Source organism: Pedobacter sp. (assembly GCF_035566355.1).
Classification (GTDB): domain Bacteria; phylum Bacteroidota; class Bacteroidia; order Sphingobacteriales; family Sphingobacteriaceae; genus Pedobacter.
The window spans coordinates 1-14,727 of record NZ_DATMRL010000060.1; the positions used below are offsets into that span (position 1 = coordinate 1).

Consider the following 14,727-nt stretch of genomic DNA (forward strand, 5'->3'; position numbering starts at 1 on the left):
TTTCCTCCATAAGAATAGGTCAAATTAGCAATCACACTGAATCGCTTATAATTGATCATATGCGTCATACCTCCATAAAATTTCGGTGTAGCATCACCAATGGCTGTTCTGTTCAGGAGCATCGGCGCCAGCGCATTTTCACCATAGACCATGCCATAAGTCTGATAATATGGCGAACCAAGGCCTAAAGTATTTGATATTGGCGGGAACAAGGTATACACGGATCCTATAGGACTGGATGGATAAGTATAAAGATTAATATCCTGCTGGTTTCTAAGTACCCCAAGATAATAAGCACCATAAAACTGCCCTATACTTCCTCCCGGCACCAATGCATTGTTTCCGATCATCTCTCCAACTATTGCCGGATCGTCACTGCCAAGACTTGTTGCACTTGGTAAAAGCCTATTTAATTTCTCTACCTTAGAGCGATTAGCGGACACATTAACAGCCATAGTCCATCCAAAATTTTTAGCTTTGATGAGATCACCACGCAATTCAATTTCAAGCCCCTTGTTAGAAATATCTGCTTTGTTAATTAAAGCCGATGAAAAACCCGAGCTGAGTGGAACAGCACTAGACATCAGCAGCCCCTTGGTATATTTATGATAATACCCAATTGAGGCACCTAACCGCCCATTTAAAATGGCCACATCGAGTCCTATATCTTTTTGTAAAGTGTTCTCCCATTTGATCCTGTCATTACCCAATTGTGAAGGTACCAGAGCATTTGAACCAGCATAGGCAACTGGTGTATACAGAGTGTAAAAAAGATTGTTCCCAATATTCTGTGTTCCGGTATAGCCCGCACTTGCCCTTAACTTAAGTTCATCCAGCCAGCTTACATCTTTAAGGAATGATTCTTCTTTGATTTTCCAGGCTACGCCTGCTGATGGAAAATATCCGACACGATTTGCTGGTGGAAATTTAGATGATGCATCAGATCTCGCAGTTATGGTTAAGAGATACCGGTCTTTGAGGCTATAATTAGCCCTCATGTAGAAACTCAGCAATCCGGCGTACGACTCTCCTGCGGTAGGCCTCAGGTAAACCGCAGCGGAAGAAAGTCCGTTCAGATAAACATCATCCGGATAGGTTTGCCCGCTGGCAGCGAATTGACGGGATTTTGTTTTTTGCCAGGAAGTACCGGCTAGTATAGTCAGGTGATTGTCTGCGTTCAGCTGTTTATCCCAGGTTAATGTATTCTCAAAAAAGAAATCATTATTTTGGCTTTGTGCCTGACTTCCTATTCCCGTATCACCAGGAACGCCGCCAAGATTATTGTTAATTACAGATACTGTTGATGGTTCATAGGTTAATTGATGACTTCCTGAATAGTTAACAGATGCGGTACTCCTGAATTTAAGCTCTTTTAAGATGTCATATTCGAGCGCCAGGGAACCAAGCAATAGGTTTCCATCAGACAGATTTTTACCTTGCATAAGCGCCATTGGGTTTGTAATGCCCGAAGAAGTTGCGTTTGTACCCGGAAATACGGCATTAGGGAATACAGAAAGTGTTCCGTCAGCATTATACGGCGACCAGGTTGGGGGCGCTAAAACGGCTGCTGAATATACTCCATTTGTGATGCTGTTCTTTGTAAAGCCAAGATCTAAATTAGCGATTACACGAAGCTTATCTGACAGTTCGTTTGTCAGGTTTATTTTTCCCGCAATACGTGAAAAGCTAGTACCCTCCAACGTTCCAAGTTGTTTGTTATACGAAAGGGACATGTAATAACTCGAAGCGGCACCTCCGCCACGTAAGCTTAGGTCGGCATTTTGAGTCTGACCAGTGCGGGTCACCATGTCCAACCAGTTGGTATTGGCAGTGCCCAAAAGATCTGGGTTAGCCAGGTAAGCCGATGCTGATGCGTCAAGAGGCAAACCTTTCTCTGTTAGTCGATTGTTGAGGTTCTGCGAACCTTTTATAAATACCTTTTTATATTCCTCTGCATTCAATACTTTTTCCCGTATTGCTGTGGAAACAGCATAATAGTAATTTGCTTCCAATAAGGGTTTTTCGTTTTTCTTGCCCTTTTTTGTCGTGATGATCACTACACCATTGGCAGCCCTGGAGCCATAAATAGCGGTGGCAGATGCATCTTTGAGAATATCAATCGATTCGATATCATTTAAATTAAGACCGGCTAAAGTATTGAGGCCACGCCCAAAGGAAGAACCAATGGTATTATTTACACCGGCATCTCGGCTGGAGCCTAAGCCTGCCACGGGATTGGAAACCTCTCCCCCTGCTCCAATGTAATTGTTAGAAACATTAACCTGTACACCATCAATGATATACAAAGGATCGTTCCCACCAAGGAGTGAGGTTCCACCTCTAATTCTAATCCTGGCTACTCCACCCGGCGAGCCGTCCGACTGTGTCACTTGTACCCCAGGTGCTTTTCCGGCCAATGCCTGATCAATAGTTACCAGAGGGGTATTGTTAATTTCGTTTATATTTACTGACGACACAGAACCCGTTAAATCCTTACGTTTCACAGCTCCATATCCAACCATAACAACCTCATTTAAAGTTGTAGATGTAGGCTTCATTGTGATGGTAAACCGATCTTTGCTGATTTCTGTAACCTTTACATATTGGCGTTCATAACCGACGAATGAGCATATTAGTACGGCGGATCTATCTATCTTTGTTAATTTAAAATAGCCCGATGCATCGGTAATGGTTTTCTGTTCGCTCCCCTGGATCTGGACGACTACGCCAGGAAATGGTTTTCCCGTTTCATCATTTATCCAACCCTGCACATCCATTGTCTCTCTAACAGAAGACGCAGGTTTAACTTTTAGAATGATGGTTTTGTCTATAATCTGGAAACTGATGGGTTGATTGTCAAAAATCCGCTTTAAAGTCAGTTCAAGCGGAGCACTTTGAATATCCAGGTTAACAGGTCGTGAGTTTTCCAAAAGGGTATTATTATACATAAAAACCATTCCTGATTGGTTTTCAACATCTTCCAGAACTTTTTTTAAAGCTTTATGATCAGCCTTTATGCGAATCTGTCCAAAAGACGATCCCGAAACCTGGAAGCAGGCAGCAAAGACGACTAGCATTATCAATTCAAGTCTCATGACGATCCATTTTAAGTGGTTGCTGTCTGGTAAACGAGCAGCAAAATTTCCATTCTCCTTTTTATTTAAAAAGGAGAGTCTTTGTAAAAAATACATATTTTTGTGTGGTTTGGTTTAATTGCTTATTAGACTTAGGTTAAAGTAGACCGGATCTGCCGGTAAGTGTCTGACCACACTTGCCGGCTTAATTCTACGCAAGGATTTGGTTTGTAATTATTTCTTCATGTGTTGTCCTCCTGTTTTTTAATTAATGAACTATCAGAATTTTTTGTGTGCCTTCTTCCCGCATTGAGAACTGAATGTCGTTTGCCCTTAAAATGTTTAGTAAAGCAGAAAGCTTAGAATGTCTTGATATCCCACCGGTAAATAAATCCTTCCTTTGCGGGCCTTCATATTCGACTTTTATATTGTACCATCTGGCAATCTGACGCATCAGCTGAGGCAAACTGGTATCCTGAAATTCAATCATCCCGTTTTTCCATGCAAGCGCTGATCTTATATTTGCATTTGCTACTTCAAGATCATTTCTTCCATCTGAACTGGCTTGCTGACCAGGTTTAATCACGGCTTGTTTAGCCGCCGAACTTACCCTCACAACACCCTCAAGGAGCGTAGTTACCGTTTTCGTATCATCATCATAGGCATTTATATTAAAGTGGGTACCAAGTACCTGTACAACCTGTTTTGCTGTAACTACTTTAAATGGACGGCTTGTATCGTGAGCCACCTCAAAATAGGCTTCTCCATGTAAAGAAACGACACGCTCTTTACTATCAAACCGTTCAGGATAACTTAAACTCGATGCAGCATTCATCCAAACATGAGTTCCATCAGACAGGACAACTTCATATTCGCCTCCAGCGGGAATGCTGAGTAGGTTCATTTTAGTGCTCCCTGAAATCCCCGCTTCGGCTTGTGCGTTATAGACTAAAGTCTCCTCACTGGTTTTACCAACCGACATACCAGTTAATTGCGACAGTTGACTTGGCGTTGTCTTTGCCAGGTCTATTTTTTGACCGTTAGACAGAGTGAGGAATGCCTTTGAAGTTCCGGCATTGGCATCTGGGGTTTTCAGATAAACATTATGCTGCTGTGGGGAATTTTGGGAAGAAGATCTATAAAATAAGTACCCGAGACCAAGTATCAGAAAAACTGAGGCTGCTGCTGCATATACCCAGATATAATTAGCCTTAGATTTATGTTCCATACGATACCCCTGGTTATTCAAAGCTGTCTCTATGCCTCCAAAAATACGTTTTCCAACTTCTTCTTGCTCTTTTCCTTCTACCTCGGTATCATCTGTCAATTGTCCGTACCACTTCAGAAAGTCCTTTCTTTCAGCTTCTGAAAGCGTTCCTTCTTTATATTTATGGGCGAGTAACTCTACATATTCTTCTGAAAAATGCTCCATCCTACTGCTGATTTATTTGTTAGACAGCAAATAACGTTATACCCCTTTATAGATTTATTTATTTTTTTAAAAAAGTGTAACAATGGTCATTCGGGTATCAACGCATATCCTCAGCCTCCTTTGATTTTTCAAGTAACTCTGTAATTTCAAGTGAAGCCTTTGGTGAAAATATGTAAATTTATAAATCACCATTCCTCCTCATAAGATTAACAGCTAAGACCCTCAACGTATCCATATGGAATCCATAACTATAAAAAGATCAACTCAACCCTACAGAAGCCTTGTGTGGTTATTTGTGACATTGATACCAGTTGCCTTGTTTTCCTATGCGATGTTTAGAGCCCGTAGAAACAATGATGGTATTGTATTTGGTGTTATTGCATTGGTTTTTCTACTTCCTGCGGTGGTTGACTTTATTGCAAATAAATTGATTCGGTTAAAAGCAGCAATCATAATATCAGAGCATGGGCTAATATTGTCCTCCAGTAGAGGCTTATATGACAGCTTTGCCTTTCTGCAAATATTTCAACGCCAACGCAAAAAGGTAATTCAATGGCAGAATATTACAGGATTTAAATTGTTGGTTCATTATAAGTATCTCACTTCTTATCCAAACGAAGGTGAATCCACAGCTTCAACAACCTATTCTGTAGCCCAACATCAGCTCTGTGTTGAAAATAAAACAGGGAATGAACGTGTTATTTTTTCGGTCCATAATTTAGACAGAACTCCTGATGAAATTCTAATGCTTTGTAATAAATTTTTAGAAAAACATAGGAATAAGAGCTGAGATCTCATTAGCTGGGCCGTGTAAAATAGTATAAAGAGCCTGCCTGGTACAATACTCAAAAGAATACAAATAGCAATACCAGTTATTGTCAATGAAGTTTTTTCATTATCTTGATAATGAAAACCTAAGAAATTGTAAAAAACATCTATTAAACACCGAAACTATGAACAAAAAAACAACAGCATTTTCAGCGATAGCATTAAATCTATTTGTGTTGCTCTTATCAGCATGTAACAGCAACTCGGTAAAAATTGTGGAAGCCTTGGAATCGGGATATGAATATGAAGGCAAACAAATAGAACTGGTAGGAGAATTTAATGCCCCGTTCTTTACTTTTACGTCCAGCAAATCAACAGTAATCCCTATGGCTTTTGTAGTAAAATCGCATGCTATGAGTAGCGAAAAGCATAGTATATCTGATGTAATATTGAATCTTGGAACGGGTAAAAATACGGTATTGTTAGATATGGCACCAGACCAAAAACAATACACACTAAAGAACTTTTTTGTATTTGACAACAGTGGGCAAAAATACAATCTGGACGAACATCCACAATTTAAAATAACGGGTACTGTTAACTACAATGAGCTAAAAAAGCCCGAAGGAGAGCGTGACAATAAGAATTTTTCGTTTAGGCTTACGGACGTTACTATTGATAAAAATTAAGAAAAAAAGAGATTAAAATGAACGTTAAATTAGGAGGAGACCCATCGCTATTTGGCTGGTTTATTATAGCGATAGCTGTTATTATGTCCATAGGTATTTATATAGCTTATAGAAAACGCCAGCTCATTAAATGGAAATATGTATTAGCAGTAATTATTATGCTCGTGATTGGTATAAAGTGGATAATAGAAAATTAGTTCCCTCAATTTGATAAGGAAAGAACTTTTATTCTTTCAGCTGCATGCTTGTTTTGCGGATCCAGCCGTTAGCCTCCTTCATTTCGGGAATGTAATAGCCTGCAACTTCATCTATAAATTGATCTGGATTTCCCTGTAATAAATTAGTCAGCACTATTATAGACAGATCGTCTTTTAAGTAAACAAACAAAGCCGATCTTCCGCCGCCTACAGGACCCACTGCAGGATGTTTATCCCGGGTTACGGTTGGCCAGCCAAGCGCATAGCCGTTTGTTAATCGATTGAATCCACCAATTTTTCCGTTGGCAAGTATAGCTGGGGTCCACAATAAATCTATACTGGATTGCTCCTTAAGTAGTTTACCACTTTTTAAGGCAATAATCCAGTTTGCCATATCTGTTGCTGTAGATTGAATGCCGGCAGCCGTTCTAAAAAAAACCGGAAATTGCATATACGCATGGCCAGGTGTATTGTTTTTCACAAAGCCATCCCCCATTTGTCTGGTCAACGTATACGCGCCCGCATAATTGGGGATCACATCATAGGAATCTCCAAAGCGGGTTAGCTTCATTCCTGCCACTTTAAACTGTTTCTCTTCAATAAAGCGGGTAAAATGCATGCCGCTAAGTTTAGTAATAATCTGGCCAACAAGAACATATCCGGTTTGATTATAACTAAACTTTTCCCCTGGTTTAAACTCAACAGGGAGCGATTTAACCTTTTTCATGGCTTCCTGTTCATCGTTATGTCCCATTACCTGCTCCTCCTCGTCCAATACATCGGGCAAGCCTGAAGTATGGGTCAGTACTTGTTGTAAAGTAATGTTCTTCCAGCTATCGGGCAGACTATCCAAGTAAAGCGACAACCGGTCTGTTATCTTCAGTTTGCGCTCTTCTGCCAGTTGCATCACCGCAATACCAACAAAAGCCTTCGTAATAGAATTTATAGAAAATATAGTCTTGTCGTTTGCTTTTATATTGTACTCCAGGTTGGCCGTTCCAAAAGTGGCGTTTTTTATAATTTTATTACCACGCACAATGGCAATTTGCAGGGCGGGAATATGACGCTTTTGCATTACGCTTTTTAAAAACGTATCCAGGCTGTCTGAGGTAGACATTTGTTGTGCTTTAGCAAAAGAAACAAGTAAACCAAACTGGATAAAAAAAACTGATGCAAAAATTTTAAATTTCATTTCGCGGAAAGTATTAATATGTATTTTGGATTCTAAGTTATGTGTTTGGCTACAACAATCTGTTGTATTTTACAGCTTAATATGTTTTATTTATGATTTATATTACGAATGTGCTGAGATAATAAAATGTTCAGATATTATGAAAAGTAAAATCAATGAAATGCTGTTAACCTATGGACTGAGTGAAGAATGCAGTATTTTGCCTATGTTGGATAGTTTTAATGATGAGGAAGAGATCAGGAAATATTGTTGGCGGGTATTGAACACTTATTCCGATCTGAAAAAAGAAGACTGGATTATTGGAATTGAAGGGGGAGATTTTATTTATAGTTTTGACGGTAACTATATTTTTATCACAGATGATATTTGGAATTTTAATTTGATTGCAAAACAACCAGTCCTGCAATTGCTTGTGGACAAGATAAAAGCTTTGAAATATTGATTTAAAAAAAATGGAAAAGTAAAAGAATAATAAACAAATGATAGTTACAAAAAGAGTACAGTCAAATTTCACCAGTATACTTCGCGCTAAAATCTATTTTTTTCTAAAAAAAAGCTTATGGATGTATTTAACAGCTGCATTCCTTCTCGGCTATGCCGCTCCTGTCTCCTCATTTGGCATTTTTCTTTCCTCGCTAATTTACTTTGCTTTCCTATTCATTATTTTAGTTCCGCTATATTATTTCAGCACAAAAAGAATTGCGAAGAAAAATGATTTTGATGCGGATATAGAATTCAATGACCAGAATATTATCATAAGACATCGAAACAGGGAGATGGTGGAAACAAAAGAATGGGTTTGGGTAAAGAAGTTAGATATCAATAGCCAGGGCGTTTTTCTTGTTGTGGATAACCCACATCGCTTTCTGATTTCATTTAGTAAAAATGAGCTGTCTGAAAACGAATTACAGTTTTTTGAAAAAAAGAATAGAAATATTTAATTCTAATATTAGTACTTCATCAATTGCTGAAAGCTCCGGTAAAAACTTACTGAAAAATAATCCCATAGTTGTCTTTTGTACGTTACTTTTGTAGAGAATAATGATTAGTTGTTTCTTACCTACATGAACCATAAATTTTCAGACAGCAATCAAATTGGTGTTGTCTCTACTTTTTCTGAACTTTTAAACACCTCCTTTCTTGGCCCTATGAATTCCGTTTGTTGGTACAGAGACTTGGCTGGAGATTTTAAGGAAATTGTGTCTAAACTTCAATTAGAGCAAAATATCACTGAGGTGTACCCCGAAACTCTTTTAGCGCTCAGGCTATCTGAAAAGGGACATATTGCTAGGGAAGTTATTTTAAGTGATTTGAGATTGTTGACTGATTTTGGGGCCTCTCCTTCGCTCAATCTGATCAAAAATTACCATCGGGATGAGGAACTGGATTTCATTTCAACGGATGTATATTCTTATCATGTGGACCGGTCCCCTGTCGCAACAGATACTTTTTTATGTACTTATTACGGTGCTGCAAGTGATATCCTGCCCAATGATCAGGTTAAACAGAAAATTTTGATTCCACAAATCCGGGAAAAGCTGAAGGAATTACACGAGGGTTCAGAAGCAGAGTTTGAAGCCTTTTTGAGTGAACATTATTTCGATCTGCATTATCAACCTAAACCGGGTGCTAAAGCAACAAATTTAGGATTAGGCCATCTTTGGAAATTAGCGGTAGATCATCCAAGGCAAAAAGTATTACCTTGCGTTCACAGGGCTCCGGTAGAAAATGATGGGGAGTATCGACTACTTTTGATCTGTTAAATACTTTTTATATAGGGTTGTAAACCATTATATTGGCCAAGCAGAATTATTGGAGAAATTAAAAGAAGAACCTATATTTAGCCTATTGTTTTACTAAAAACGAATCCTGATTATATTAAACAGTTAAAGTTTAATCTATATGAAGACAAAATTGATTTCATTTTGGCAAAAATATGGTCCTCACATAGAGTTTTTATGGATTATAGTTTTACTTATCGGAAACACCTACATGAAACACTCCATCGCTTTTAAAGGCATTGCAGTTGCTGGATGGATGATCTGTTTAGTGCTTTACATTATATCGGAGCAAAACTTTCGAACCATACGGTTCTGGTTTTTCCTGATATTTGGCTTGTTACTGGCCATTAATCAGACCGTTCAATTTATCAGTATGATGAATTAAGGATCGATATTTAATGGATCATCATTAACATAACACACTCACAATAAAAAAATTATGTGCTTTATATCTTAATTTTACCGAATGTAATATCAAGAAGCATTGTTTCAGCATGTTTTTTTAAGGTATAGAGTTTGTCTACCAAGATAAAAAACATCACCAAGGCTAAAAATAAGATATTATGACTAATGAAAATCCCACCCATTAAAAACAAAAGAATTAAAATTATTTCAGGTAAGAGAGAAACAAAATAGATTAATTTCAATGAGAAATTAATCTCCGATCTCGTTATTTCCAATTTACCTCTCTTTATTTTTTTATATGACTCTGAACGGGATACAATTTCCCAATCATTGCCTCCTAATCTAAAATCGATGACGTTATCCAAAACTTCAATTTCTAAATAATTTGAGTCTTTAAAAACCTCGATCGCTCTTTTGCGTATTACTTCAAATTCTGTATTTACTATCTTTTGTAATTGAAATTTCATATTATTCGGGTGTAATTATCCCTAAATTGGTTAGTTTTCGGGCTACTTGTAAAACAAAAAAAGCCACCTAGTTTATTTTGCATCTCATTTCCAACTATAAAAAGTCACTATTGAGCTTAAATATTTATAAACTCCAAAATCCGGGAATATTGTCTTTTTTTATAAAATCTATAAATCCTAAAATTTAAATAATAAAAACCAATTCATATATTCCAAAATAGTTGCCTTTGAACTTATCTTTTGTAAAGATTGCTCAACTAAGTGTTTTACTATACTCCACTTTCCTAATAAATAAAAACAAGGTAGAAATTTTTGCTGTGATTCTAATTGAGGTATCCGTCTCCTTTTTAATTAATTGAACATAAATATATACCGATTGCATTGGATAACCACTATGCATAAATGGACGAAAAGGAAATCCCTTCCATTTAAAATCACCCGTTTTAAAAAGCCCAACAAATCTAGTTCCCTCTATTTTATATCCAATTTTTGAAAAATAGGGCTTAATAATCTTTCTAATGGCCCGGCCAACTATCCATTTATATATTAAATAATTACTTATGAATAGTATCAATAATAACCCTATTATAACCGTAATAGTTAAAACTATCTCCATTTTCTACCTGTACTTTTTTTCTGAAATTAATTTGGCTAATAATGGCATATATTTCCACTAAAACAAAAAATAATTATAGTTCTTCATTATTTTTTCAAAATAGAGAACAAGCAAATTCATAGAATAATCATTAAATAAGATTAAACCGATCAATATTAGACACTATTAATGCACATCTAATTGGTTACTTTTTTATGAAATAAGTATTAACGTTTATGATAGCCATTGTGATAATATTTTTCCTGAGTCCGTATATAATCATGCCATGGCTCATATCTTTTCTTTTCAAAAAAAACAAGATTCAACCAGCTTTCCTCACCTATTTATTTACAGCAATTCTTACTATAGCTTACACCATATTCCTGCAAGTATTACCGATGATGCATACCACAAAAGAAGGCGATTACAATTGTGTTCCACCTATTATAATCATCATTGTACCACTCCTTCCAATTAGCTTATTCATGCAGTTTCTCTTTAACAAAAGAAAGTGATCCCTGGCTTCTTCTCATAATATCGCAACAAATCATCAGAGCGCCGACCAACAGCCTTTTCGATAACGTTGTGTATTCCTCTTCCCCAAGATTCAATATAGTCTGCAAGAAAGAAAATCGTGGTTATTTCTTTACTTAAAAAAGCTATTTTAGACCAATCGTTTTGTACGGATTATGGAGAAAATGAAACCAGTACTTCCCTTTTACACAGAGATCAATGATTTTCTGGCCTCAATTCCCTGGCCTTGCAGAACAGACAATCCCGATTTTTACTGTCTAAGGTTAAAACCGCTGGATGAGCCGCAGATCTCAGTATACAGGCCGCCGTTTAAACGTTCCTTCTATTTTTTTGCATTGCTGTTCAATTCCGGAAAGGTGAATGTCAGTTATGGTGAAGAAATCGTAGAAGATCCGGCTTCCTATCTGGTGTTCCACTCACCTAACCTGATCTATAGTTTCTCGCACAGTAATGAGCTGGAGGGCTATATTATCTATTTTAAACCTGAAGCTTTTTCTTTTTTCAGGCCGGGGTTCCACGAGCAATTTACACTGTTTGACCGGCTCCGCACCAATTTGTTAAGATTCAATCATGCCACTTTTAGTCAATTGGCTCCGCATTTTGAAGCTGTTTTTTCCGCTTATGAACAGTCTGACAGAGATGCTCATCTGGAGGCGCGGCTGAAGCTACTTGGATTGCTCTGCCATCTGGAAGAATTTACCCTGGAAAGGAACCAAAAAGCGCTGCCTGCTGGCAGGCAGCAGCTATTGATGCGGGATTTCATCCAGCTGATCGAAAGCAACTATATCCATAAGCGCAGTGTTAAGGAATATGCAGATCTGCTTTCCGTTACAGCCAATTACCTTTCTCAGTCTGTAAAACAGATTTCTGGACGCAATGCGTTGAGTTTTATTACGGAACGGGTCATTAGTGAAGCTAAATCACTTATACGTTATACCGATATGGAGATCTCCTGGATTGCCTACCAGCTGGATTTTTCTGACCCTACAAATTTTGGAAAGTTCTTTAAAAAAAATGTGGGGGTTTCACCTTCTGCGTTTCGCAGACAGCACAAGTAATTAAATTGACCAGTAAATCCAAGATTTTAACCGATCCTTTTTGCCCAAATCTGCTTTTATTTGCATTAAACGTTTAGATATGAATAACACAAAGTACGATCCGGCCATAGATACCTATATTGCTAAGGCAGAAGAATTTGCCAGGCCTATCCTTGAACATTGGCGCACGCTCGTCCATCAAAATTGCCCGGATGTGGAAGAGGCTATAAAATGGGGTATTCCTCATTTTGATTATAAGGGAGACCATATGTGCGTGATGGCAGCGCATAAGGCACACTGCTCTTTTACCTTCTTGAAAGGCCAGCTAATGACCGATCCGCGATTAAAAGCAGCGAAAGACCTCAAGCCTGTTAAACGGCTGCTGGGCAAAATTACGCGGTTTAGTGAACTGCTCCCTGATCAGGAATTTATTGCCATGATTAAAGAAGCAGTACAGCTAAATGAAAAGGGTGTAAAGGTCCAAAGGGAAAAACCTACAGAAGAAAAGCCGAAGGTATTGGAAACGCCAGACTATTTTCAGGATGAGTTGGAAGGGAACCCAAAGGCAAAAGAGGTTTTTGAAAGCAAGTCAAATTCATTCCGCAAGGAATACATCATCTGGATCAGTGACGCCAAAACGGATGCTACCCGGCAAAAAAGGATAGCCGAGGCTTTGGAATGGATTTCAGAAGGCAAGGGCCGCTTTTGGAAGCACCAGAAATAACTCAAGTGGGTAGTCAAGTTATAAACTGAATAAAAAATTATCAACGTATCTTATATAAAAAAGCTGCCCCTATTATTTAGAAGCAGCTTTTAAACAGTCCATAAGATGAGCTAGACCAGACTTACTTGATTAAGGTTTATCAATTTTAAAAAGTTGTTCTAATTTTTCTTCCAGGCCCGCACCTCTCAGGTCTTTAGCTACAATTTTACCTTGAGGGTCAATTAAGAAATTAGAAGGAATACTAAAAATACCATATTGCAGGGCCGCGGCATTATCCGTTCCTTTTAAATCAGATACGTGCAACCAGGGCATATGGTCCTCCTCTATCGCTTTTTTCCAATTTTCAGCTTTTTCGTCCAGTGATACGGCCAGAATTGTAAGCCCCTTTTCGTGAAACTTGTTATAAGCCTTCAATAGATTTGGATTTTCCTGACGGCAAGGCACGCACCAACTGGCCCAGAAATCCAAAAGCACATATTTCCCTCTTAAATCTGCAAGTGAAATATTTTTACCATTTACATCTTGCTGATCAAATATCGGAGCCAAGCTTCCAATAGATGTATTTTTATAGATGATAACCTGTTTTTCCAACCGCTTACCTGCTATAGACTCCTTTAAAGAAGATTCCAATCCACCAAACAGCCTATTTAAGGTATCATAGTCTATCCGAGCAGAAAATTCCTGCAATTTATCTATACTCAGATAGCTCCTGGGATGATCGGCAATAAAAGAAATCGTTTCCTTTATCATCTGATCTCCATTTTTAATTCCCTCAATCCGTAGATTATAGGCTTCAAATTCACTTTGTGTTGCAGAACCTTTTATACTGAGCCGCGCCATAGAGTCTACTCTACCAGTCATTTCAATATCCGCATTTTCCAGATAAAAACGTACAGGCCGTTGTTTCTTTAAAAAAATCACGGCAAGCGAAGGATCGACTACATGTCCTTTAAATTTAAACTTACCCTCCTTTACCAATACAGAATCTATTTTAACAGAATCCCCTTGCTGCCAGTTGAGATAGATATAAGCATTACTCAATCCTTTGATTTCACCACGTACAGTAAATTCCCTCTGTGGCTGTACACCGCAAAAGAACACCACATTGACAAATGCAGCCACCGCAATAATTATTGTTTTTCTTGGATTCATTTTATTGTTTATTTGATTTTAGGGCCATATCAATCATAGCCGATAATTCTGTTATTAATTCTTCCTCATTTCCTGAAAAGCCTGCTTTTCTTGATCTTACGTGCCCTTTTCCATCTATAACCAGCTTATAGGGTATCCCACCTTCAGCTTTACAACCTGAATAGGCCTTGTATAGATTCATATCGTCTGTCTTTTCATCCATCAATACTGTAAACGGATAGGCATTTTTAGACATAAAAGCACTGGCATTTTTTATAGCATCTCCCTGTTCCATGGTGCAAATGAAGAGAAACTGTACCGATGAGTTGTTCCGGTATTGTTCCATTACTTTCTGCATAGCAGGGAAAGATGCAATACAGGGCTTACACCACGTTGCCCAGAAATCAAGCACAATCACCTTTCCACTGCCCGCTCCCATCCCAATACTTACCGTATTGCCTTTAAGATCTTTAAGTGTTAAAGGATTTAAAGGTTCATCAACCTGGTTTTCCTGTACATTTTTAAGAATATCGGCCTTATTTATGTTATTCTTTTGAGAACTGATTTTAGGCGATTCAGATGTCATTTTATGAGCCGCACCTTCTGCCTGCCTGTTTTTTGTCTTCACATAATTACCGTTAGGAAATTTCTCCATAAGCAGACGGTCCAGAGAGTCGGCCTGCCTTTTTCCTCCAAAATAG

Annotated in this window: 15 protein-coding genes; 8 read left to right on the forward strand and 7 right to left on the reverse strand. The window is 38.0% G+C overall.

Going from position 1 to position 14,727, the window contains the following annotated elements:
• On the reverse strand, positions 1-3,191 hold a 3,191-nt coding region (locus VNZ46_RS02230), incomplete at its 3' end, for a SusC/RagA family TonB-linked outer membrane protein (protein WP_325558441.1).
• A gap of 151 nt (positions 3,192-3,342) precedes the next feature.
• Positions 3,343-4,506 carry a FecR family protein gene (locus VNZ46_RS02235; RefSeq protein ID WP_325558442.1) on the reverse strand — a complete coding sequence of 388 codons (1,164 nt, stop codon included), beginning with the start codon at positions 4,504-4,506 and terminating at the stop codon, positions 3,343-3,345.
• A gap of 235 nt (positions 4,507-4,741) precedes the next feature.
• On the opposite strand from VNZ46_RS02235, the gene VNZ46_RS02240 reads away from it, so the two are divergent.
• Together VNZ46_RS02240 and VNZ46_RS02245 are read left to right on the forward strand one after the other, a co-directional pair.
• Positions 4,742-5,296 (forward strand): hypothetical protein, encoded by a 555-nt coding sequence (locus VNZ46_RS02240; RefSeq protein ID WP_325558443.1) that lies wholly within the window; start codon positions 4,742-4,744, stop codon positions 5,294-5,296.
• 163 nt (positions 5,297-5,459) lie between these two features.
• Positions 5,460-5,963 carry a hypothetical protein gene (locus VNZ46_RS02245; protein ID WP_325558444.1) on the forward strand — a complete coding sequence of 168 codons (504 nt, stop codon included), beginning with the start codon at positions 5,460-5,462 and terminating at the stop codon, positions 5,961-5,963.
• A gap of 225 nt (positions 5,964-6,188) precedes the next feature.
• Here the strand turns inward: VNZ46_RS02245 and VNZ46_RS02250 are convergent, their stop codons facing one another.
• Positions 6,189-7,352: a serine hydrolase domain-containing protein gene (locus VNZ46_RS02250; protein WP_325558445.1), complete on the reverse strand. Its 1,164-nt coding sequence runs from the start codon at positions 7,350-7,352 to the stop codon at positions 6,189-6,191.
• Between the two features lie 139 nt (positions 7,353-7,491).
• Between VNZ46_RS02250 and VNZ46_RS02255 the strand changes: the two genes are divergently transcribed.
• The 4 genes from VNZ46_RS02255 (at position 7,492) to VNZ46_RS02270 (ending at position 9,518) form a co-directional block, all read left to right on the forward strand.
• Entirely contained in the window at positions 7,492-7,794 is a 303-nt protein-coding gene (locus tag VNZ46_RS02255; protein WP_325558446.1) for a hypothetical protein, read from the forward strand.
• A 37-nt stretch (positions 7,795-7,831) separates the two neighbouring features.
• Entirely contained in the window at positions 7,832-8,293 is a 462-nt protein-coding gene (locus VNZ46_RS02260; RefSeq protein ID WP_325558447.1) for a hypothetical protein, read from the forward strand.
• 123 nt (positions 8,294-8,416) lie between these two features.
• Entirely contained in the window at positions 8,417-9,115 is a 699-nt protein-coding gene (locus tag VNZ46_RS02265) for a DUF1826 domain-containing protein (RefSeq protein WP_325558448.1), read from the forward strand.
• Positions 9,116-9,344: 229 nt separating this feature from the next.
• Positions 9,345-9,518, forward strand: coding sequence for a hypothetical protein (locus VNZ46_RS02270; protein WP_325558449.1), 174 nt, complete (start codon positions 9,345-9,347; stop codon positions 9,516-9,518).
• 61 nt (positions 9,519-9,579) lie between these two features.
• Here VNZ46_RS02270 and VNZ46_RS02275 read toward each other — a convergent pair whose 3' ends face one another.
• Complete coding sequence (locus VNZ46_RS02275; protein ID WP_325558450.1) at positions 9,580-10,005, reverse strand: hypothetical protein; 426 nt, start codon at positions 10,003-10,005, stop codon at positions 9,580-9,582.
• A gap of 253 nt (positions 10,006-10,258) precedes the next feature.
• The gene (locus VNZ46_RS02280) at positions 10,259-10,621 is read right to left on the reverse strand and encodes a hypothetical protein (RefSeq protein WP_325558451.1); all 363 of its coding nucleotides are present in this window, start codon (positions 10,619-10,621) and stop codon (positions 10,259-10,261) included.
• 668 nt (positions 10,622-11,289) lie between these two features.
• Between VNZ46_RS02280 and VNZ46_RS02285 the strand changes: the two genes are divergently transcribed.
• Together VNZ46_RS02285 and VNZ46_RS02290 are read left to right on the forward strand one after the other, a co-directional pair.
• Positions 11,290-12,192, forward strand: a complete 903-nt coding sequence (locus VNZ46_RS02285) for a helix-turn-helix domain-containing protein (RefSeq protein WP_325558452.1) — start codon at positions 11,290-11,292, stop codon at positions 12,190-12,192.
• Positions 12,193-12,271: 79 nt separating this feature from the next.
• On the forward strand, positions 12,272-12,895 hold the full coding sequence (locus tag VNZ46_RS02290) for a YdeI/OmpD-associated family protein (RefSeq protein WP_325558453.1): 624 nt from the start codon (positions 12,272-12,274) through the stop codon (positions 12,893-12,895).
• 129 nt (positions 12,896-13,024) lie between these two features.
• On the opposite strand, the gene VNZ46_RS02295 is transcribed toward VNZ46_RS02290, so the two are convergent.
• Both VNZ46_RS02295 and VNZ46_RS02300 read right to left on the reverse strand, forming a co-directional pair.
• Positions 13,025-14,047, reverse strand: a complete 1,023-nt coding sequence (locus VNZ46_RS02295; protein WP_325558454.1) for a TlpA disulfide reductase family protein — start codon at positions 14,045-14,047, stop codon at positions 13,025-13,027.
• 1 nt (position 14,048) lies between these two features.
• Positions 14,049-14,727 (reverse strand): TlpA disulfide reductase family protein (locus VNZ46_RS02300; RefSeq protein WP_325558455.1); only part of this gene is annotated, 679 nt, incomplete at its 5' end.